At 64.9% G+C, this 24,102-nt stretch carries 2 protein-coding genes (1 of these 2 running past the window's edge); both read right to left on the bottom strand.

The window, feature by feature from the left end:
• A protein-coding gene (locus M0814_RS07385) for a non-ribosomal peptide synthase/polyketide synthase (protein WP_348773072.1) crosses the window boundary here: on the bottom strand, positions 1-11,092 show its 5' portion. 6,752 nt of this gene lie to the left of the window's left edge; only the first 11,092 of its 17,844 coding nucleotides appear in the window; the start codon lies at positions 11,090-11,092; its stop codon lies off the left edge, out of view.
• Positions 11,089-24,102, bottom strand: a complete 13,014-nt coding sequence (locus M0814_RS07380; protein WP_112997799.1) for a non-ribosomal peptide synthetase — start codon at positions 24,100-24,102, stop codon at positions 11,089-11,091. The genes M0814_RS07385 and M0814_RS07380 overlap by 4 nt, the downstream gene beginning before the upstream one ends.

The raw sequence follows: 24,102 nt of genomic DNA, 5'->3' as shown, positions 1-24,102 counted from the left end.
GCAAGTAGCCGACGTAACGCTCGACGGTCGATTGTTCGAACAACGCCGTGGCGTATTCCAGCGATCCGCGAATCACCCCGTTGACCTCACCCAGCGTCAGGGTCAGGTCGAACTTGGCCACTCGGCCCGGCGCGGCCACCCCTTCAAGACTCAGATCGCCCAGCGCCAGGTTCGGCCCGACGCTGCTGTCCCAGCTCAGCGTGCTCTGGAACAACGGGCTGTGCGCCAGACTGCGCGCCGGCCGGGTGATTTCCACCACTTGCTCGAACGGCAGATCCTGATGCGCCTGCGCCTCCAGCGTGCGCGCCTTGACCCGCGCCAACAGCGTGGCCACGCTCGGTTCACCCGAGGTGTCGATGCGCAGCGCCAGGGTGTTGACGAACATGCCGATCAGGCCTTCGATCTCGGCGCGGGTGCGGTTGGCCACCGGCGAGCCGATCACCACGTCGGACTGCCCGGACAAACGACTCAGCAACAGCGACCAGGCACTCATCAGGGTCATGAACAGGGTCACGCCGTGACGCTGACTCAAGGCTTTGAGCCCGGCGCTCAGACGCTCATCCAGCCGTACTTCGACGCTGCTGCCGGCAAAGTCCTGCTGCGCCGGACGCGGACGGTCGGTGGGCAGGGTCAGCAAGGCCGGCGCGCCGTCGAGGGTCTGCTGCCAGTAATCGCTTTGCCGCTGCAGCACCTCGCCGCTGAGCCAGCGCCGCTGCCACACGGCGTAGTCGCCGTATTGCAGCGTCAACGGTGGCAATGGATCCGGCTGACCGTGACTGAAGGCCTGATACAGCGCCATCAGCTCACGGGTCAGCACGCCCATCGACCAACCGTCAGCGACGATGTGATGTACGGTCAGCAACAGCACATGGTGCTCGTCGGCCAGACGTATCAGGCGTCCGCGAATCACTGGATCGCTTTGTAGATCGAAGACTGTCGCGGCTTCCTGCGCGAGCAGCGCCTGCACGCTGGCTTCGGCCTGTGAGTCCTGGCGCAGGTCTTCAATCGGCAACAGCAGACCGCTATCGACCGGCGCAATCAGCACCTGCGCCTGATCGTCGATGCTGACGAAACGGCTGCGCAGGGTTGCGTGCCGCGCAACGATCTGCGCCAGTGCGCGTTGCAGCGCTTCGCCATCGAGTTGCCCGCGCAGGCGCAGGCCAAGCGGAATGTTGTACGCCGAGTTGCCGCCGTCCATTTGCGCGAGGAACCACAGGCGCTGCTGGGCGAAGGACAACGGCAACGCTTGATCAGGCGCCGCCGCGACGATCTCCGGCAGCGAGCTGCGCCCGGCGCAGTTCAGCACCTCGGCCACCGCGCTGAGATGCGGATCGGCAAACAACTCGCTCAGGGGCAGTTCGACGCCGAGACGTTGACGCACCTGCGACAGCATGCGCATCGCCAGCAACGAATGACCGCCGAGTTCGAAGAAGTGGTCATGGCGGCCGATCTGTTCGACTTGCAGGGTCTCGGCCCAGATCTGCGCCAGCGCGGTTTCCAGTTCACCTTGCGGCGCAACGTATTCACGGGTGAACAACGCCGCAGCATCCGGTTCGGGCAAGGCTTTGCGATCAACCTTGCCGTTGTTGTTCAGCGGCAAAGCATCGAGCTGCACCCAGGCACTCGGCACCATGTATTCCGGCAACTGCGCCTGCACATGCTCACGCAGGTCGGCGAGGTCCAGCGTGCCGTCGTGCGCGGTGTAGTAGGCCACCAGTCGCAGCGGTTCCTGACCATCGCGCCGGGCGAGCACCACCGCTTCGTTGATCCCCGGATAGCCCAGCAGACGATTTTCGATCTCGCCGAGTTCGATGCGGAAACCACGGATTTTCACCTGATCGTCATTGCGTCCGATGCAGTCGAGCTGCCCCGGCGCCAGCCAGCGCACGAGGTCGCCAGTCCGGTAGAGCAACGCGCCCGGACGGTCGCTGAACGGATCGGGCAGGAATTTTTCCGCCGTCAGATCGGCACGGTTCAAGTAACCGAGGGCCACGCCCTGCCCGCCGATGTACAACTCGCCGGTCACGCCCATCGGCACCGGCTGCTGGTGCGCATCGAGCACATACACCTGGGTGTTGGAGATCGGCCCGCCAATCGGCACGCTTTCGGCATTTTCCGCCACTTCGTGCACTTCAAACGTGGTGGCGTACGTGGTGGTTTCAGTCGGGCCGTAGCAATGCACGATGCGCAACTGTGGCGCCTCGGCCCGCAAGCGGCGGAAGCTTGCCGGATCGCCGCGTTCACCGCCGCACAAAACCATGCGCAAGCCTTTCAAGGCCTGCGGAATCAGTTGCACGTACTGGTTGAACAGCGCCGTGGTGACAAACAGGATTGTCGCGCCGCTGGCGCTCAATTCACGAGCGAGCGCGTGCGGATCCAGCAGGGTCTGGTGATCGATCACCACCACGCGCCCGCCGTTGAGCAGTGGCCCCCAGATGTCCATGGTGCTCGCGTCGAACGCCGGGTTGGAGGCAAACGCCACGCGATCCTGCGGGTTGAAATCGGCGTAACCGTTGTTCAGCACCAGGCGAGCGATGCCACGGTGCGGCACCATCACACCCTTCGGCGTACCGGTGGAACCGGAGGTGTACATGATGTACGCCAGTGCCTCCGAAGACTGTGCCAGGTTCGGGTTGTGCGCAGGCTGGTCGTTCAGCGTCAGGGCATCCAGATCGATGCGCTGCAGTGGATAGTCGATGTTTTCGCCACGCAGGGTCAGCAACGCCACGGCGCGGCTGTCCTCGAGCATGAACGCCTGGCGCTCGCTCGGCGCGTTGATGTCCAGCGGCACATAGGCCGCTGCGCACTTGGCAATCGCCAGTTGCGCCACCAAAAGCTCCCGCGAGCGCGGCAGCAGGATCGCCACATGATCGCCCGGCTGTACGCCTTGAGCGATCAGGTAGTGGGCCAAACGGTTTGCCCGATCATTCAATTCGCCATAACTCGACGTTTGCCCGCCATGCACGACAGCGATGGCGTGCGGATCGGCCGCCACTTGCCTTTCGAACAATGCGTGCACGGTCAGCGCACGTGGGTATTCCCGCTCGGTGGTGTTGAACTCAACCAGCAATTGCCGGCGTTCGTCCGGCGCCAGAATCGACACCTGGTCAACGCTCACTTGCGGTGTCTGTTCCAGTGCCTGCAGCAGGTTGCTCACCGCTCGCTGCAGATACTCGCAGATGCGTGCGGGATCAATGCCGGGGGCAGCCAGTGCGGTGAAGCCGAAACCTTCGCCGAGGTCATCGACACTCACGCTCAACTGGTAATTGGTGTGCTCCTGGGTATTGAGCAACTGCATGCCTTGCCACGCGTTCGCCGCCTCCGGGGAAGGCTTGCCGGCAGTTGCGCTGTGGCGATAGTTGAACAGCGTGCTGAACAACGGCGTGCCGGCGGGCATACCACTGCAACGCTGGGCCAGTGCCAATTGCGCATGCTCATGTTGCAACAGAGCATTCAACTGTTGGTGGGTGGCGAGCGCGGCTTCCTGCGCCGAGCGTTGCCCGAGATCTACGCGCAGCGGCAAGGTGTTGATGAACACCCCCAGCGCGCGCTCGGCGCCCTCGCCCGCCTGCAACCGCCCCAGCAACACGGTGCCGAACACCACCGCGTCTCGCCCGGAGAGTTTTCCCAGCACCTGCGCCCAGGCCAGATGCATCAGGCTCGCGGCGCTGATCCCCAGACGCCGGGCCTTGGCCCTGACGCGCTGACTCAGATCGAGGTCGAGTACCCGTCGTGCTTCCGCGGCGTGGCCCTCGGCAATGCTGTGCTGGCCGTACGGTGCGCTCGGTTCGCTGATGTCACCGAGCATTTCGCGGAAGAACACTTCATGTGCCTGATCACTGATTGCGCCACGGCTGTGCGCCACGTAATTGCGATACGGCACCGGTTCGGCCAGACGTTGCGGCTGGCCGCTGAGGAACGCCTGCATTTCGTGTTGCAGCACCTCCAGTGCCACGTGGTCCATCACCAGGTGATGGAACAGCAACAACGCCACCACACGTTGATTGGCTGCATCCCGCGCATGTACCACGCGCATCAGCGGCGCCTGATTGACGGCCATGCGGTACTGCGCGGCGTCGAAGCGTTGGCGCAATTGCTCCAGTACATCGCCGTCCGCGTCATGCAGTTCCAGGCATTCGCACGCCAGCGGCGCCTCACGCCAGACCACTTGCACCGGGTCTTGCAGTCCGTCCCAGAACAGCGAAGTACGCAGGATGTCATGGCGCTGGATTACGTTCTGCAAGGCCTGAGTGAAGCTGTTCAGGCGTTGCTCATCGGCAAATGCAAACTGCGCCTGCAACACATACGGATCGCCCTGCGCGGCGGACAGATGATGGAACAGGATCCCCGTCTGCAAAGGCGCCAGCGGGTAAATGTCCTGCACGTTGGCCACGCCGCCGGGGATGCTGGCGACGATGCGGTCGATGCTTGGCTGGTCGAGCGCCACCAGTGGCAGCAACTCGGGAGTGATACGCGTGCAGTCCGCAGTGATCAGGTTGGCCGCGACTTCGGCCTCGGGCTCGCCACCCACGGCAGCGGCCAGTGCAGCCAGGGTCGGCTGGTTGAACAGCACGCGGATGTCGGCGCTCAGGCCGGCACGGCGCATCCGCGCCACCAGATTCACCGCCAGCAGCGAGTGCCCGCCGAGTTCAAAGAAATGGTCATGGCGCCCTACCCGCTCAACCTTGAGCAATTCAGCCCAGAGCTGCGCGAGGACGATTTCCACTTCGCCGACCGGCGCTACGTATTCGCGGGCGGTCAGCGCCGCCAGATCCGGGGCCGGCAGTGCCTTGCGGTCGAGTTTGCCGTTGGGGCTGAGCGGCAATGCATCGAGATGCACGAACACGGCGGGCACCATGTAGTCCGGCAGATTTTCCAACAAGTGGCCGCGCAGTGTTTCAATTTCCAGCGGTGCGCCGGTGTAGTACGCGACCAGACGCTTGTCGCCCGGCACGTCTTCGCGGGCCAGCACGGCGGCTTCCTGAATGCCGTCGATCTGCGTCAGGCGCGCCTGAATCTCGCCAAGTTCGATGCGCAAACCACGGATCTTCACCTGATCGTCGTTGCGGCCCAGGTATTCGATATTGCCGTCCGGCAGATAGCGGGCGACGTCGCCGGTGCGGTACATCCGCCCATTGCTCTGGAACGGATCGTTGAGGAAGCGTTCGGCATTCAGTTCCGGGCGATTCAGATAACCGCGCGCCACCTGCACGCCACCGATGTACAGCTCGCCGACCACGCCGTGCGGCACCGGTTGTTGTTGGGCATCGAGGATGTACATGCGGGTGTTGGCGATCGGTTTGCCGATTGGCGTGTTGTCCGGGGTGCTTTCCAGCGGCCCGGCGCAATTCCATGCGGTCACGTCCACCGCGGCCTCGGTCGGGCCATAGAGGTTGTGCAATTGGCTGGCGGGCAGTTGCTGCTTGAAGCGCCGTACCACGCTGCCCGGCAGGGCTTCGCCGCTGCACATGACTTGCCGCAGGCTGCTGCAACGTGCGGTGTCAGCATGGGCGAGAAAGACGTCGAGCATCGACGGGACAAAGTGCAGCGTGGTGATGTGTTCGCGTTCGATGATTTCGCTGAGGTACAGCGGGTCCTTGTGCCCCTCAGGTCGGGCCATGACCAATCGGGCGCCAGTCATCAACGGCCAGAAGAACTCCCATACCGAGACGTCGAAGCTGAACGGGGTCTTCTGCAACACCGTGTCGCTGGCGGTGAGTTGATAGGCGTCCTGCATCCACAGCAAGCGGTTGACCACCCCGCTGTGCTCATTGATCACGCCTTTCGGTTGGCCAGTGGAACCGGAGGTGTAGATCACGTAGGCGGTGTGATTCGGGGTCAATTCAGCGAGCGATAGATTGTCAGTCGGCAGCGACTGCCAGTGCGGCTGATCCAGATCGATCAGCGGCACGGCGACTTCGCCGAGCAACGAACGCGTGGTTCCCTGCACCAGCACCGCCAGCGGCGCGCTGTCCTCGAGCATGTAGGCCAGACGTTCCAGCGGATACGCCGGATCCAGCGGCACGTAACCGCCGCCGGCCTTGAGGATCGCCAGCAGCCCGACCACCATGTCCAGACCGCGCTCGACGCAGATTGCCACCCGCGCATCCGGCCCTACACCCAATTCACGCAGGTGCCGCGCCAGTTGATTGGCCCGGGCATTGAGTTCGGCAAAGCTCAGTTGCTGCTCGCCAGCGACCACGGCGGGTGCCTGCGGCGAGCGCGCCACTTGTGCTTCAAACAAGCCATGAATGGTCTGCTCAAGGTTGAAATCGACCGCCGTGGCATTGAACTCGACCAGCAAGCGCTGCTGTTCTTCCTGCGCCAGCAGCGGCGCGTGTTCCAGCACTGCCTGATCGTTGGTGACCATCGCCTGCAACAGGCGCAGGAAGTAACCGCTGAAGCGCTCGACCGTGCTCTGGTCAAACAACGCCGTGGCGTATTCCAGCGATCCGCGAATGCTGCCGTTGGACTCACTGAGGCTCAGCGACAGGTCGAACTTGGCAAAGTGGCTCGGCTCGGCCACGCCTTCCAGCGTCAGTTCACCGAGGGCCAACGCCGGGCTTTCGAGGCCATCCCAACTGAGCAAGGTCTGGAACAACGGGCTGTGCGCCAGGCTGCGCACGGGCCGGGTGATTTCCACCACTTGCTCGAACGGCAGATCCTGATGCGCCTGCGCTTGCAGGGTTTGCGCCTTGACCCGCGCCAGCAGTGCTTCGACGCTCAGCTCGCCCGAGGTGTCGATGCGCAGCGCCAGGGTGTTGACGAACATGCCGATCAGGCCTTCGATCTCGGCGCGGGTGCGGTTGGCCACCGGCGAACCGATCACCACTTCAGCCTGCCCGGACAAGCGGCTGAGCAGCATTGCCCAGGCACTCATCAGCGTCATGTACAGGGTCACGCCGTGACGCTGACCCAAGGCTTTGAGCCCGGCGCTAAGGCGCTCGTCGAGCACGACGGCAACGCTGCTGCCGGCATAGTCCTGCTGCGCCGGGCGCGGCCGATCGGTCGGCAGCATCAGCAGTGCCGGGGCACCAGCGAGGGTCTGTTGCCAGTATTCGCTCTGACGCTGCAGCACTTCGCCGCTGAGCCAGCGCCGTTGCCACACCGCGTAGTCGGTGTATTGCAGCGCCAGGGGCGGCAGCGGATCCGGCTGGCCATGACTGAACGCCTGATACAGCGCCATCAGTTCGCGGGTCAAAACACCCATCGACCAGCCGTCGGAGATGATGTGGTGCAGGGTCAGCAACAGCACATGGTGATCGTCCGCCAGGCGTACCAGTCGCCCACGAATCAACGGATCGTCCTGCAAGTCGAACGGCCCCGAAGCTTCGCCCTGAATCAGCGCCTGTAGGGTTTCCTCAGGTTGCGGGTGCTGGCGCAGGTCTTCGACCCGCAGCAGCAGACCGGTGTCCACCGGGGCAATCAGCACCTGGGCTTCGTCGTTGAATTGCGCGAAGCGGCTGCGCAGGGTTTCGTGGCGGGCGACGATCCGTGCCAGTGCGCGTTGCAGCGCCGCGTCATCGAGACGGCCACGCAGCCGCAGGGCCACGGGAATGTTGTAGGCGGTGTTGGCGCCTTCCATTTGCGCGAGGAACCACAGGCGTTGCTGGGCGAACGACAGCGGCAACGCGCCGTCACGCGGGACCGGCACGATCTGCGGCTGCGCACAGCGTCCGGCCTCGCTCAGCACTGCCGCGACCGCCGCCAGTTCGGCATTGGCGAACAGATCGCTCAGCGCCAGCTCGACACCCAAGCGCTGGCGCACTTGCGAGACCATGCGCATTGCCAGCAACGAATGCCCGCCGAGTTCGAAAAAGTGATCCTGCCGCCCGACCCGCTCGACCTGCAGCACGTCGGCCCAGATCTGCGCCAGCGCGGTTTCCACCTCGCCTTCGGGCGCCGCGTACTCGCGGGTGAACAGCGCCGCCAGATCCGGCGCCGGCAAAGCCTTGCGGTCGACCTTGCCATTGGCGGTCAGCGGCAGCGCGGCGAGTTTGACGAACGCCGTCGGCACCATGTACTCCGGCAAACGGCTGAGCAGTTGCGCGCGCAACTCGCCCACCGGCAGCGCTTCGACCTGCGCCTGCTCGGTGAAGTAAGCCACCAGTCGCGGCTGGCCGGGTTGATCTTCGCGGGCCAGCAGCACCGCTTCCTGAATCCCCGGCAACTGGTTGAGGCAGGTTTCGATCTCGCCCAGCTCGATGCGCACGCCACGGATTTTCACCTGATCGTCGTTGCGCCCCAGGTACTCGATGTTGCCGTCCTCGCGCCAGCGTGCGAGGTCGCCGGTGCGGTACATCCGTGCGTTCGGCGCGCGGCTGAACGGGTCACGCAGAAAGCGCTCGGCGGTCATGTCCGGGCGATTCAGGTAGCCACGAGCGACCCCGGCACCGCCAACGTACAACTCGCCAGCCACGCCAATTGGCACCGGGCGCTGCTGTTCGTCGAGCAGGTAGACCGTGGCATTGCTTACCGGTTTACCGATGTGCAGCGCATCGCCGCTTTGCACCAGACCTGAAGTCGCGACCACCGTGGCCTCGGTCGGGCCGTAGTTGTTGATCACGTCGAAATGCTGGTTACGGTTGAACTGACGCAAGCGGTCGCCGCCGATCAGCAACGTGCGCAGGGTCGGGTGTTCGAGGTTCTGGCTGAAGGCGTATTCGGCCACCGGCGTCGGCAGGAAGCTCACGTCCAGCGGCTGCGCGCACCACCACGCGAGCAAGGCATCGATGTCCTCGCCGCCGTCGTGGGTCGGCGCCAGATGCAGGGTCGCGCCCGCACACAACGCCGGCCAGACTTCCCAGGCCATCGCATCGAAGCCGAAACCGGCGAGGCTTGAGGTGTGACGTCCGGCGCACAGGTCGAACGCGGTGCAGTGCCAGTCGACCAGATTGCTCAGCGTGTGGTGCTCGACCATCACCCCCTTGGGCAGGCCGGTGGAGCCGGAGGTGTAGATCACGTAGGCCAGATTTGCGGTGCTCAGGCCCGCTACCTGCGGGTTTTGTGTGGCAGTCAGCGGCCAAGTGCGGCGGTCGAGGTCAAGCACCGGCACGCTTAGCGCCGGCAGTCGCTCGCGCAGATGACTTTGGGTCAGTACGGCGACTGGCGCGCTGTCGTCGAGCAGGTAGTTCAAACGCTCGGCCGGGTGCGCCGGATCAATCGGCACGTAACCGGCGCCGGCCTTGAGGATCGCCACCAGCCCGACCAGGGTGTCCAGCCCACGGCGGGCGACGATCGCCACGCGATTATCCGGTTTCACGCCCAAGCCGATCAGGTGCTGCGCCAAGGCGTTGGCATGCTGATTGAGTTCGCCGTAAGTCAAATGCGCGTCGGCAAACACTGCCGCCAGCGCTTCAGGCCGTTCGGCCACCTGCGCCTCGAAACGTTGCTGGATGGTCTGTGCAGCCGGGAAATCCACTTGAGTGGCATTGAAGTCGAGCAGTACCTGCGCAAGCTCCGCCGCTGGCAGGATCGGTAGTTGGTTGACCGGTGTCTGCGGCGCCTGCTCCAAAGCGAGCAGCAGGTTTTCCAGCGCGCAGTGCAGGTAATCGCAGATGCGCTGTGGATCGGTCTGGGTGCTGGCCAACAGGGTCAGGCTGAAACCGTCACCGAGGTCATCGACACTCATCGTCAGCGGATAGTTGGTGCGCTCTTCTGAGTGCAGGGTGGTGATGCCCTGCCACGCCGCGAGGGTTTCGGCGCTGGCAGTGGCCACGTTGTGGCTGTGACGATAATTGAGCAGTGTGCTGAACAGCGGGGTCGGCGCCACCACGTGGCTGCAGCGCTGAGCCAGGGCCAGCGGTGCGTGTTCGTGACGCATCAGCGTGGTCAACCGTGCGTGGGTGGCGTTGACCGCCGCGCGCACATCCTGCCCGTCGATATTCACCCGCAACGGCAAGGTGTTGATGAAAATTCCCAGCGCCCGGTCAATCGCTTCGGCGCCCTGCATGCGGCCCATCAGCACGGTGCCAAACACCACTTGCTGCTTGCCGGTCAGCGCGGCCAGTACCTGCGCCCAGCCGAGGTGGAACAGGCTCGCGACACTCACGCCAAGGGTTCGCGCCTGCGCCCGCAGACGCTGGCCCAATAACGTTGGCACCGGCACGCTGAGTTCGACGATTTCACTGCCGTCACCCTGCACATCCTGCAGACCATAAGGCAGCGTCGGCTCGTCGATATCGCTGAGCATCTCGCGGAAAAACGCCTCGTGCTCGGCTTCGCTGACGCCCAGACGCGCCTGCGCCACGTAGTTGCGAAACGGCACCGGGCGCCCGAGCAGTTCACTTTGCCCGGTGAGGCACGCGCGCATTTCGTGGCGCACCACGTCGAGCGCCGAGTGGTCGAGCGCCATGTGATGAAACAACAGCGTGGCGATCACCCGTTGCCCGGCTTCATCCCAGGCGTGGGCCAGACGCATCAGCGGCGCCTGGGTGACGTCGAGGCGGAAGTGCCGGGCGTCGAAGCGCTCGTGCAGATACGCCAAAACGTCGCTGGCGGCATCTGGCAGCGTCACTTCTTCCACCGGCAGTTCGGCCCGACGCCAGACCACCTGCACCGGCGCGTCCAGCCCTGCCCAATGAACAGCGGTGCGCAGAATGTCATGGCGATCGATCACGCTTTGCAGGGCCTGGGCGAACGCCTGAAAACGCTCACGGCTGGCAAAGGCGAAATGCGATTGCATGACATACGGATCGCCGTCACCGCCACTGACGTGGTGATACAGGATGCCTTCCTGCAGCGGCGCCAGCGGGTAGATGTCCTGCACGTTGGCTGCGCCGCCGGGGACTTGTGCGACGAGGTGGTCAATGGTCGCTTGGTCGAGCTCGACCAGCGTCAGCATCGCCGGGGTGATGTGCGTGGTGCCCGCAACAATTCCGTTGGCCGGCACTTCGACCTGGCCATGCTTGCTGGCCGAGTACTGCCCGGCCTTGATCAGTTCGATCAGCGCCGGTTTGTGCTCGCGCAACAGCGCCAGCAACGCCGGGTCGTTCAACGCCTGCTTGTTGCCGTTGACCCGCAATTGGTCGTCCGCGACCGCCAGCTGGATATCTTTAGCCTTCAATGTGGCCAACAGTTCGATCACGTTCACAGGACGATCTCCATTCGTTCGGTAATTGCGGCGTAGCCGGCCAGGGTCGGATGTTCGAACAGCGACCTGACATCGGCTTCCATGCCTTCCTGACGCAGCCGGCCGATCAGACTGACCGCCAGCAGCGAGTGACCACCCAGTTCAAAGAAATGATCGTGGCGCCCTACCCGCTCGACGTTGAGCAATTCAGCCCAGAGCCGTGCGAGGGTGATTTCGACGTCGCCCACCGGGGCTTCGTATTCGCGCACCGGCAATGCGCCCTGATCCGGCGCCGGCAGCGCCTTGCGGTCGAGTTTGCCGTTGGGGCTGAGCGGCAGTGCATCGAGATGCACGAACACGGCGGGCACCATGTAGTCCGGCAGGTTTTCCAGCAAGTGGCCGCGCAGTGTTTCAATTTCCAGCGGTGCGCCGGTGTAGTACGCGACCAGACGCTTGTCGCCCGGCACGTCTTCGCGGGCCAGCACGGCGGCTTCCTGAATGCCGTCGATCTGCGTCAGGCGCGCCTGAATCTCGCCGAGTTCGATGCGCAAACCACGGATCTTCACCTGGTCGTCGTTGCGGCCCAGGTATTCAATGTTGCCGTCCGGCAGGTAACGCGCGACATCGCCGGTGCGGTACATCCGCCCATTGGCCTGGAACGGATCGTTGAGGAAGCGTTCGGCATTCAGTTCCGGGCGATTCAGATAACCGCGCGCCACCTGCACGCCACCGATGTACAACTCGCCAACCACGCCGTGCGGCACCGGTTGCTGCTGAGCATCGAGGATGTACATGCGGGTGTTGGCGATCGGTTTGCCGATCGGCGTGTTGTCCGGAGTGTTGTCCAGCGGCCCGGCGCAGTTCCACGCGGTCACGTCCACCGCGGCTTCGGTCGGACCGTAGAGGTTGTGCAATTGGCTGCCCGGCAGTTGCTGCTTGAAGCGCCGTACCACGCTGCCCGGCAAGGCTTCGCCGCTGCACATGACTTGCCGCAGGCTGGTGCAGCGTGCGGTGTCAGCATGAGCGAGGAACACATCGAGCATCGACGGAACAAAGTGCAGCGTGGTGATGTGTTCGCGTTCGATGATGTCGCTGAGGTACTGCGGATCCTTGTGTCCCTCGGGCCGGGCCATGACCAGTCGGGCGCCAGTCATCAGCGGCCAGAAGAATTCCCAGACCGAGACGTCGAAGCTGAACGGGGTCTTCTGCAACACCGTGTCGCTGGCGGTGAGTTGATAGGCGTCCTGCATCCACAGCAGGCGGTTGACCACCCCGCTATGTTCGTTGATCACGCCTTTTGGTTGGCCAGTGGAACCGGAGGTGTAGATCACGTAGGCGGTGTGATTCGGGGTCAACTCAGCGAGCGATAGATTGTCAGTCGGCAGCGATTGCCAGTGCGGCTGATCCAGATCGATCAGCGGCACGGCGACTTCGCCGAGCAACGAACGCGTGGTTCCCTGCACCAGCACCGCCAGCGGCGCGCTGTCCTCCAGCATGTAGGCCAGACGCTCCAGCGGATACGCCGGATCCAGCGGCACATACCCGCCGCCGGCCTTGAGAATCGCCAGCAGCCCGACCACCATGTCCAGACCACGCTCGACGCAGATCGCCACCCGCGCATCCGGCCCTACGCCCAATTCACGCAGGTGCCGCGCCAGTTGATTGGCCCGAGCGTTGAGTTCGGTGTAGCTCAGTTGCTGCTCGCTCGCGACCACCGCTGGCGCCTGCGGAGTGCGCGCCACTTGCGCCTCGAACAAGCCATGAATGGTCTGATCGAGGTTGTAATCGACCTGCGTGGCATTCAGGCCGAACAGCAACTGCTGGCGCTCGGCATCCGCCAGCACCGGCAGGCGGTTCAAAGCCTGCTGCGGTGTCTGCTCCAGCGCCTCGACCAGCCCCGCCAACACCTGCTGCATGTAGCCACACACCCGCGCCGCGCCAACCTGCGAAGGGGTCATGGCCGTGAGGTCAAAGCCCTGACCCAGGTCATCGACGTTGAAGCTCAGCGGGTAGTTGGTTCGTTCCTCGCTGGACAGGTTTTCGATGCCTTGCCAGGCCAGGCGATTGGCCTGCAACTGTTCTTCGCTGACGCTGTGCCGGTAGTTGAGCATGGCGCTGAACAGCGGCGACGGCGCCGCCACCCCGCTGCAACGCTGGGCCAATGCCAGTGACGCATGTTCATGGCCGAGCAATGCGGTCAGTTGCGCATGGGTGGCGCGCACCCCGGCACGCACCGAAACATCGCCCAGATCCACCCGCAGCGGCAGCGTGTTGATGAACATTCCCAGACCGCGATCAGCGCCGGTACCGCCCTGCATCCGTCCCAGCAGCACGGTGCCGAATACCACGCGGTCATGCCCGGAGGTCGCCGCCAATACTTGGGCAAACGCCAGATGAAACAGGCTGGCGACACTCACGCCCATCTGCCGCGCCTGGCTGCGCAAGCGCCGCGCCAAGGCGTCGGGCACCCGCTGCCGGACTTCTTCGATGTCATGGCCGTCACCATGCACATCGAGCAGACCGAACGGCAGCGTCGGTTCGTCAATTTCGCCGAGCATCGCGCGGAAAAACGCTTCGTGCCCCTGCTCGCTGACACCCAGCCGGGTCTGCGCCACGTAATTGCGATACGGCACGGCGGGGATCAGGGCTTCGCCGTGACCGAAGAGCAGCGCCTGCAGTTCCTGCTGCACCACTTCCAGCGCCGTGTGATCCATGGCGATGTGATGGAACAGCAGCATGGCGACCACCCGGTCGTTGGCCGGATCCTGCGCATACACCAGGCGAATCAGCGGCGCCTGACTGAGGTCGATGCGGAAATGCCGCGCGTCGAAACGCTCAAACAATTGCGCAAGTGCGTCACCGGCGGCCGGGTCGAGTGCGACTTCCTGCAGCGGCAGCTCAGCTTCACGCCAGACCACTTGCACCGGCGTCGACAACCCTTCCCAGACCACTCCGGTACGCAGAATGTCGTGACGGCTCATGACCTGGCGCAGCGCGGCGGCAAAGGCCTGCAAGCGTTCAAGGCTGTCGAATGCCAGACGCGATTGCAGCAGGTACGGATCGCCCTGCCCGGCGCTCAAGTGGTGGTAAAGAATGCCTTCCTGCAACGGCGCCAGCGGATAGATGTCCTGCACGTTGGCGGCCCCGCCTGGCACCGTGGCGACGATGCGCTCGATGCTGGCCTGATCCAGTTGTACCAGCGGTAGCAGGTCCGGGGTAATGCGCGTGCAACCGGGCGCAATCAGGTTGGCCGGCACCGCGACTTCGCGACCACTGCCGACGGCGGCGGCCAGTGCGGCGAGGGTTGGCTGGCTGAACAGCACGCGCACATCGGTGCTCAGGCCGAGCTGACGCATGCGCTCGATCAGGGTCACCGCCAGCAGCGAATGCCCGCCCAGTTCGAAGAAGTTGTCGTGACGTCCGACTTGTTCGACTTGCAGCACCTCGGCCCATACCTGCGCCAGCGCGGTTTCCACCGGCCCTTGCGGCGCGGCGTATTCGCGGCTGAGCCAGGCGTTCTGATCCGGTTCGGCCAAGGCCTTGCGGTCGAGTTTGCCGTTGGCGGTCAGCGGCAGCGCCTCAAGCCGCACGTAGGCTGCCGGCACCAGTGCCTGCGGCAGGCGCGCTTGCAGATGGCTGCGCAGGTCCTCGATATCGACCGTTGTGCGGGCGGTGAACCAGGCGATCAAGCGTGCCTCGCGCACCAGCACCACCGCGTCCTGCACTGCCGGATGGCTGGACAGCGCGGCTTCGATTTCACCCAGCTCCACCCGCACGCCGCGCAGTTTGACCTGATCGTCGTTACGTCCCAGGTACTCGATATTGCCGTCGGCCAACCAGCGCGCGAAGTCGCCAGTGCGGTACATGCGCGCCTGTGGCTCGTCACTGAACGGGTCTTCGAGGAAGCGTTCGGCGGTCAGCTCGGGGCGGTTCAGATAACCACGGGCGACACCCGCGCCACCGACGTACAACTCACCCGTAACGCCAACCGGCACCGGACGCTGCTGTTCATCGAGCAAGTAGATCCGGGCGTTGCTGATGGGCCGGCCGATGTGCAGCAGCGCGCCGACGGCGACCGGGCCGGAGGTGGCGACCACCGTGGCCTCGGTCGGGCCGTAGTTGTTGATCACGGCAAACGTCTGCTCACGCGAGAACTGCCGCAACTTGTCGCCGCCGATCAACAGCGTGCGCAAGGTCGGATGCCCCAGCTCACGGCTGAAGGCGTATTCGGCAATCGGCGTCGGCAGGAAGCTCACCTGCAACGGCTGCGCGCGCCACCAGTCGAGCAGTTCATCCAGGTGTTCGTTGCTGATCGACGGCGGCGGCAGGTGCAGGGTCGCGCCGACACACAGCGCCGGCCAGACTTCCCAGGCCATCGCGTCGAAACCGCAACCGGCGACGCTCGCGGTGTGGCTGCCGGCACGCAGATCGAACGCCTCGCAGTGCCAGTGCACAAGGTTTTCCAGGGTCGCGTGTTCGACCATCACGCCTTTCGGCTGGCCGGTCGAGCCCGAGGTGTAGATCACGTAGGCCAGATGCGCCGGGGTCAGCGTCGGCAGTTGCGGATTGGTAGCCGGCAGGTGTTGCCAGAGGGCGTTGTCCAGATCGATCACCGGCACCCGGCCCAGCAGCTCGCGGGTCGAGCCTTGCGCCAGCACCGCCACCGGATCGCTGTCCTGCAACAGGTAGGCAATGCGTTCGGCCGGGTACGCCGGATCGACCGGCACATAACCGGCGCCGGCCTTGAGAATCGCCAGCAGCGCCACCAGCATCTGCGGGCCGCGTTGCAGGCACACGGCAATCCGGTCGTCCGGCTGCACGCCGAGGCCGAGCAAGTGCTGCGCCAGGCGATTGGCCTGCTGATTGAGTTGCGCATAGGTCAGTTGCTGCGTGCCCTGCACCACCGCCAATGCCTGCGGCTGCTGCTCGGCCTGCGCTTGCACCAGCGCCTGAATCGTTGCGCCGCGCGGATACGCCGCCGCCGTCGGGTTGAAACCGACCAGCAAGCGCTCGTATTCCTCCACCGCAAGAATCGGCAAACGGTTGAGCGCACGCTGTGGCGTCTGCTCCAGTGCGTGCACCAGATGTTCCAGCGCGGTGTGCATGTAGCCGCAGATCCGTTGCGCGCCGATCTGCGCCAACGCCAGCACCGACAGGGAAAAGCCTGCGCCGAGATCGTCGACGCTGAGGGTCAGCGGATAGTTGCTGCGCTCCTCGCCACCGAGCAATTGCACGCCTTCCCAGATGCCCTGACCGTCACGCGGCTGCGCCTCGGCGGCGCTATGCCGGTAGTTGAGCAAGGCGCTGAACAGCGGCGCGCCGGACACCGCGCTGCAGCGCTGGGCCAGCGCCAATGGCGCGTGTTCATGGGCGAGCAATGCCGTCAGTCGTGCATGGGTGGTCTTGACCGCAGCGCGCACGCCTTCGCTGACATCCACCCGCAACGGCAAAGTGTTGATGAACACGCCGAGGGTGCGATCCGCGCCCTCACCGCCCTGCAAACGACCCAACAGCACCGTGCCGAACACCACGTCGCGGCGGTTGGCAAGCACGCCCAACACCTGCGCCCAGGCCAGGTGCATCAGGCTCGCCGGGCTTACACCGAGCTGCCGCGCCTGTTCACGCAGGCGCAGGGTCAACCCGGCATCCACGGCTTGCTGCGCCTCCTCGATGTCGCCGCCATCGCCTTGTACATCGTGCAGACCGAACGGCAGGGTCGGTTCATCGATATCGCCGAGCATGTCGCGGAAGAACACTTCATGCTCCTGCTCGCTGGCACCCAGACGCGCCTGCGCCACGTAGTTGCGATACGGCATCGGCGTGCCGAGGCTGTCGGCCTGATTGAACATGAACGCGCGCATTTCCTGGCCCACCACCTCCATGGCGGTGTGGTCGAGAATCAAGTGCTGGAACAGGATGATCGCCACCACCCGTTGCTGCGCCGGGTCCTCGGCGTAGACGATGCGCATCAGCGGCGCCTGGCTCAGGTCGAGGCGGTTGTGCCGGGCATCGAACCGCGCGTGCAACTGCTCGAGGACGTCGCCCTGCGCCGGATCCAGCGGCACCGCTTGCACTACCAGCGGCGCCTGACGCCAGACCACTTGCTGCGGACTCGCCAGCCCTTCCCAGACCACACTGGTGCGCAGAATGTCGTGGCGCTCGATGACCTGCTGCAAGGCATGGCTGAAGGTGCGCAGACGCTCGACGCTGTCGAAGATCAGCCGCGATTGCAGCAGGTACGGATCGCCCTGTTCGGCGCTCAGGTGGTGGTAAAGAATGCCTTCCTGCAACGGTGCCAGCGGATAGATGTCCTGCACGTTGGCAGCCCCGCCCGGCACGGTGGCGACGATGCGCTCGATGCTGGCCTGATCGAGTTCAGTCAGGCTGAGCATGTCCGGGGTGATGTGCGTGCAGCCCGGCGGAATGCGGTTGGCCGGCACCTCGATTTCGCGACCGCTGCCCACGGCGGCCGCCAATGCGGCCAGGGTCGGCTGATTGAACAGCACGCGTACGTCGGCCGCGAGGTCGATCTGGCGCATGCGTTCGATCAGGCTCACCGCCAACAGCGAATGCCCGCCCAGCTCGAAGAAATTATCCTGACGCCCGACCCGCTCGACTTTCAGCACGTCGATCCAGATCTGCGCCAGCGCCGTCTCGACCGGCCCTTGCGGGGCCTGATAGTCACGACTGAGCCACGCGCCATGCTCCGGTTCCGGCAAGGCCTTGCGGTCGATCTTGCCGTTGGCGGTCAGCGGCAATGCGTCCAGCCGCACGTAAGCCGCCGGCAGCAGCGCATCCGGCAAGCGTGCCTGTAAATGCGTATGCAACTGTTGAATATCGACCGCCGTGCGCTCGGTGAACCACGCAATCAGCCGCCCGTCGCGGACCAGCACCACCGCTTCCTGCAGCGCAGCGTGGCTGCCGAGCGCGGCTTCGATTTCACCGAGTTCGATACGCACGCCACGCAATTTGACCTGATCGTCGTTGCGCCCCAGGTACTCGATGTTGCCGTCGGCCAGCCAACGCGCCTGATCGCCGGTACGGTACATGCGTGCCTGCGGCTCGTCGCTGAACGGATCGAACAGGAAATGCGCAGCGCTCAGCTCGGGGCGATTCAGATAACCTCGCGCCACACCCGCCCCGCCGACATACAACTCGCCGGCCACACCCACCGGCACCGGGCGCTGCTCAGCGTCCAGCACGTAGACTTTGGCATTGGCGATCGGACGGCCGATATGCAACGGCTGGTCAAGCTCTACCCGCCCCGAGGTGGCGACCACCGTCGCTTCGGTCGGGCCATAGTTGTTGATCACGGCGAAGGTTTGCTGGCGACTGAACTGACGCAGTCGGTCGCCGCCGATCAGCAGCGTACGCAAGGTCGGGTGCTGCAATTGCCGGCTGAACGCGTATTCGGCCACCGGCGTCGGCAAGAAGCTGACCTGCAACGGCTGCGCGCACCACCAGTCGAGCAGCTCGTCGAGGTGCTCGTTGCGGATCGACGCCGGCGGCAGATGCAAGGTCGCGCCGACACACAGTGCCGGCCAGACTTCCCAGGCCATGGCATCGAAACCGAAGCCAGCGACGCTCGCGGTCTGGCTGCCGGCCTGCAAGTCGAAAGCTTCGGCGTGCCAGTGCACGAGGTTTTCCAGGGTCGCATGCTCGACCATCACCCCTTTCGGTTGGCCGGTCGAACCGGAGGTGTAGATCACGTAGGCCAAGTGGTTCGGCGTCAATGCTGGCAACTGCGGATTGGCATCCGACAGGTGCTGCCAGAGGTCGCGGTCCAGATCGATGACCGGCACTGCGCCCAGCAGATCACGGGTTGACGCCTGCGCCACGACGGCCACCGGGGCGCAGTCCTGCAACAGGTAGGCGATGCGTTCCGGCGGATACGCCGGATCGACCGGCACATAACCGGCGCCGGCTTTGAGGATCGCCAGCAACGCGACCAGCATGTCCGGGCTGCGCCGGGCGCACAGGGCGACCCGATCATCGGGCTGTACGCCAAGGCCGATCAGGTGATGCGCCAGGCGATTGGCCCGCTGATTGAGTTCGCCATAGCTCACCTGCTGCGCACCTTGCACCGCCGCCAATGCCTCGGGGTGCGCGGCCGCCTGGGCCTCGAACAAACGCTGCACGGTCTGCGCCTGCGGGTAGTCGCGACCGGTGATGTTGAACCCGACCAGGACCCGCTGACGCTCGCTCGGCGACATCACCGAAATCTGCCGCAGCGGCGTGGCCGGATTGTGCTCGAGGGCGGTCAGCAGGTTGTGCAGCGCGGTCTGCAAGTAATCGCAGACCCGCGCGCCATCCACTTGCGGCACCGCCTGCACGCTCAGGCGGAAACCGGCGCCGAGGTCATCGACGCTGACCACCAGCGGATAGTTGCTGCGCTCGCGCGAGCTGAGAATCTCGATCCCGTCCCAGGTCACGCCTGCCGGTTCCGCCGCACTGTGGCGATAGTTGAGCAAGCTGCTAAACAGCGGCAGCGACGCGGCAACACCGCTGCAACGCTGGGCCAGCGACAGGGAGGCCTGCTCATGCGCCAGCAATTGCGCCAGACGTTCGTGAGTAGCGCGCACGCCTTGCTGCACCGCGGTCGCGCCGACGCTGACCCGCAGCGGCAAGGTATTGATGAACATGCCGAGTGCGCGATCGGCGCCCTCGCCGCCCTGCATGCGCCCGAGCAGCACGGTGCCGAACACCACCTCTTCGCGCCCCGAAACCTGCGCCAGCACCTGGCCCCAGGCCTGGTGCACCAGACTGGCGGCGCTGATACCGAGGCGGCGCGCATGCTCGCGCAAGCGCTCGGCCACGCCAGCGTCCAGCGCCTGCTCACTGTCAATGATGGTGCTGCCATCGCCATGCACGTCCTGCACACCGAAGGCCACGGTCGGCTCGTCGATGTCGCCGAGCATGTCGCGGAAGAACGCTTCATGCGCCTCGGCATTGGCCTGTTGTTGCGCCTGCGCCACGTAGTTGCGGTACTGCACCGGCGGCGGCAGATCGGCGCCGCTCGGGTACAGGCTGTCGTTCATTTCCGCGAGCAACACTTCCAGTGCGGTGTGATCGAGCACGATATGGTGCAGCAACAGGATGCCGACCCAGCGCTGCTGTTCACGGTCTTCGGTGTAGGCCAGACGCATCAACGGTGCGCGGCGCAGGTCGAGGCGATAGTGCCGCGGATCGAAACGTGCCTGCATCTGCTCCAGCACATCGCCGACCAGCAGGTCGGCATCGACCCGTTCCAGCGCCAGCGGCGCCTCGCGCCAGACCACTTGCACCGGTTCTTCAAGCCCTTCCCAGACCACGCTGGTGCGCAGAATGTCGTGGCGTTCGATCACCGCGTTCAACGCACGGACGAAAGCCTTGATCTGCGCCAGTCCGGCGAAGGCGAATTGCGCCTGCAACACGTACGGGTCACCGGCGCTGGTCGCCAGATGGTGATAAAGGATCCCTGCCTGCAACGGTGCCAGGCCATAGATATCCTGCACATTGGCAACGCCGCCGGGCACGCTGGCGACCACGCGGTCGATGGCGGCCTGATCCAGCGTCGCCAGGGGCAGCATGTCCGGGGTGATCCGCGGGCAATCGGCAGGAATCAGATTGTCCGGCACTCGCAGGACATGACTGTGGCTCAAGGTCGCCGCCAGTGCCGCCACGCTCGGCTGGCCGAACAGCACGCGCACGTCGCACTGCAAGTCGTGCTGACGCATGCGTTCGATCAGTTTGACTGCCAACAGCGAATGACCGCCAAGTTCGAAGAAATTGTCATGCCGCCCGACCTGCTCGACACCGAGCAGGGTCTGCCAGATCCCGGCGATCAGCGTTTCCACCGGTCCCAGCGGAGCTTCGAAACCGCGACGGGCGAACGCCTCGCTGTCCGGTTGTGGCAAGGCTTTGCGATCGAGCTTGCCGTTGCTGGTCAGCGGCAACGCATCGAGGCGCACAAACGCGCTCGGCACCATGTAGTCGGCCAGCGACAGCAGCAACTCGTCGCGCAATTGCGCAGCGCTTGGCTCAGCGCCTGCGGCGGCCAGCCAGTAGGCGACCAGACGCTGATCGCCGGGGCTGTCTTCGCGGGCGATCACCACCGCTTCGCGCACACCGGTGCAGGCTGCGAGGCGAGCTTCGATTTCACCGAGTTCGATGCGGAAACCACGGATCTTCACTTGATCGTCGTTACGCCCCAGGTACTCAAGGCTGCCATCCGCCGTCCGGCGCGCGAGGTCACCGGTCTTGTACAGACGCGCCTCGGCACGGCCGCTGAACGGGTCGGCAATAAAGCGCTCGGCAGTCAGCGTCTCGCGGTTGAGGTAGCCGCGGGCAACCCCGGCGCCGCCGACGTACAACTCGCCGATCACGCCGACCGGCACCGGTTCGCGCTGCGCGTCGAGCACGTACAGCTGCAGGTCGGGGATGCCGACGCCGATCGGGCTGCGCCCGACCAGCAGCGCGTCCGCTGCTTCCAGTGGCCGATAGGTCACGTGCACCGTGGTTTCGGTGATGCCGTACATGTTCACCAGTCTTGTACCGGCATTGCCGACCCGCGCGTACCACGGTTTGAGCAGGCCCGGTTCCAGGGCTTCGCCGCCGAAAATCACTTCGCGCAACGAGTGCTGCAACGGGCTGCGCCCCTGCGCGGCGATCAACTGGCGGAAGGCGCTCGGGGTCTGATTGAGTACGGTGACGCCGCTGCGGCACAGCAGCGCGTAGCAGTCGTCCGGCGAGCGGCTGACCGCCTGCGGCACCAGCAACAATTGCCCGCCAAACGCCAGCGCGCCCCAGATTTCCCAGACCGAGAAATCGAAAGCGAAGGAATGGAACAGCGCCCACACATCCTGCGGGTTGAAGTTGAACCAGTCGTGGGTCGCCGAAAACAGCCGCACCACATTGCGGTGTTCGACCATCACGCCTTTGGGCAATCCGGTGGAGCCCGAGGTGTAGATCACGTAGGCGAGATGACTTGGAGTCAGCTCGGGAATCTGCGGATTGCTGCTGAGTTCAGCCTGCAACTGCAGGCTGTCCAGATCGATGATCGGCACGTTGAGCGCGCCAACCCGGTCCAGCGTATCGGCTTGGGTCAGCACCGCCACCGGGGCGCTGTCCTGCAGGGTGTAGGCGATGCGCTCCAGTGGATACGCCGGGTCGATCGGCACGTAACCGGCGCCCGCCTTGAGGATACCGAGCAGGCCGATGATCATGTGCGGGCCACGCTCGACGCAGATCGCCACGCGCTGATCCGGGCGAATCCCCTGTGCCAGCAGGTGATGGGCAAGCTGATTGGCGCGGCGGTTAAGCTCGCCGTAGCTCAGCGTCTGCGCCTCAAACAGCAGCGCTGTGGCCTCCGGCCGCGCCGCCGCATGGGCTTCGAACTGCTGATGAATCAGCGGCGTTTCCGGGAACTGCGGCAACGGCGAGTTGACCCCGTGCAGCAGATATTCACGTTCGGCCGCCGGCAGAATATTCAGGCGTTGCAGCGGCGCATCCGGGGTCGATTGCAAGGCCTGCAGCAGGCTGTGCAACGCGGTGTGCAGATAAGCGGCGATGCGTTCGGCGCCCAGCGCCGAATCCGCCAGCGCGGTGATGCGCAAGTCTTCGCCGAGGTCGTCGATGTTGATCGTCAGCGGGTAGTTGGTGCGCTCGCGGGCGCCCAGCACTTGCACGCCGGGGACCAGTTCGCTGACTTCGGCGATTTCTTCACTGCTGCTATGGCGATAGTTGAGGATCGCGCTGAACAACGGCGTCGGCACCGCCACCGCGCTGCAACGCTGGGCCAGTGCCAGCGAGGTCTGCTCATGGCCGAGCAACGCGGTCAGGCGCCGATGGGTCGCCAGCACCCCGGCACGCACGCCGTCCTGCCCGACATCCACACGCAGCGGCAAGGTGTTGATGAACATCCCCAGCGCCTGTTCGCCACCCTCTCCCGCCGCCATCCGCCCCAGCAGCACGGTGCCGAACACCACCGCCGTACGCCCGGACAACTGACCGAGCACCCGCGCCAGCGCCAGGTGCATCAGACTGGCGACGCTGACTCCGAGCTGACGCGCCTGCCCGCGCAATTGCCGGCTGAAGTCGGTGTCGAGCATCAGCAAGGCTTCTTCGATGCCTTGGCCATCGCCCTGCACATCCTGCAAACCACAGGGCAAGGTCGGCTCGTCGATGTCGGCGAGCATCTCGCGGAAAAACGCTTCGTGCACCTGCTCGTCCAGACGCAGACGGGCCTTGGCCAGGTGATCGCGGTACGGCACCGCCGGCCCGACCTGCGCGGTCTGGCCGAGCAGGTGCGCGCGGGTTTCGCGGCGCACCACATCGAGGGCGACGTGGTCCATGATCAGGTGATGGAACAGCAACAGCGCGACCACGCGACCGTTGGCCGGATCCATGGCGTACACCAGACGCAGCAGCGGCGCCTGCTGGATGTCGAGGCGGAAGAACCGTGGGTCGTGGCGTTCAAGCAATTGCGTCAGTGCATCCGCACCCGGGTCGAGGGCGACTTCTTCGCAATACAGACGAGCATGTCGCTGCACCACTTGCAGCGGTTCATCCAGGCGTTCCCAGACGAATGAGGTGCGCAGGATGTCGTGGCGTTCGATCATCCACTGCAACGCTTCGGCGAAGGCGTTCAGACGTTCGCGGCTGTCGAAGGCAAACCGCGCCTGCGACACGTAAGGGTCACCGGCGGGCGCAGACAGATGCAGATAGAGCATGCCTTCCTGCAGCGGCGCCAGCGGGTAAATGTCCTGCAGGTTGGCGGCGCCACCCGGCACATTGGCGACCAGCCGATCGATGGTCGGCTGATCCAGCGTCACCAGCGGCAGCATGTCCGGGGTGATGCGAAACGCCGGGCTCAGCCAGTCGCCACCGTGTTGCGCGACCAGTTCCAGCAGTTGCGCCTTGTGTTCGCTGAGGCTGTCCCACAACGCATCGTCCAGCGCGTCGTCGCTGCCCAGAATGACCAGGTCTTCATCTTCCTGTTGAAGGCGGATCGCATGGGTGGAAATAACAGCCATCAGTTCGCTGAAATGCAT

This window comes from Pseudomonas sp. MWU12-2020, from assembly GCF_023100605.1.
Taxonomy (GTDB): Bacteria; Pseudomonadota; Gammaproteobacteria; order Pseudomonadales; family Pseudomonadaceae; genus Aquipseudomonas; species Aquipseudomonas fluorescens_H.
The sequence above is the reverse complement of the archived record's forward strand: the minus strand, read 5'-3'. Positions and strand labels throughout refer to the sequence as shown.

Excerpts from the sequence above, each read along its gene's own strand:
- M0814_RS07380 (WP_112997799.1), bottom strand. The coding sequence starts at position 24,102 with ATGCATTTCAGCGAACTGATGGCTGTTATTTCCACCCATGCGATCCGC.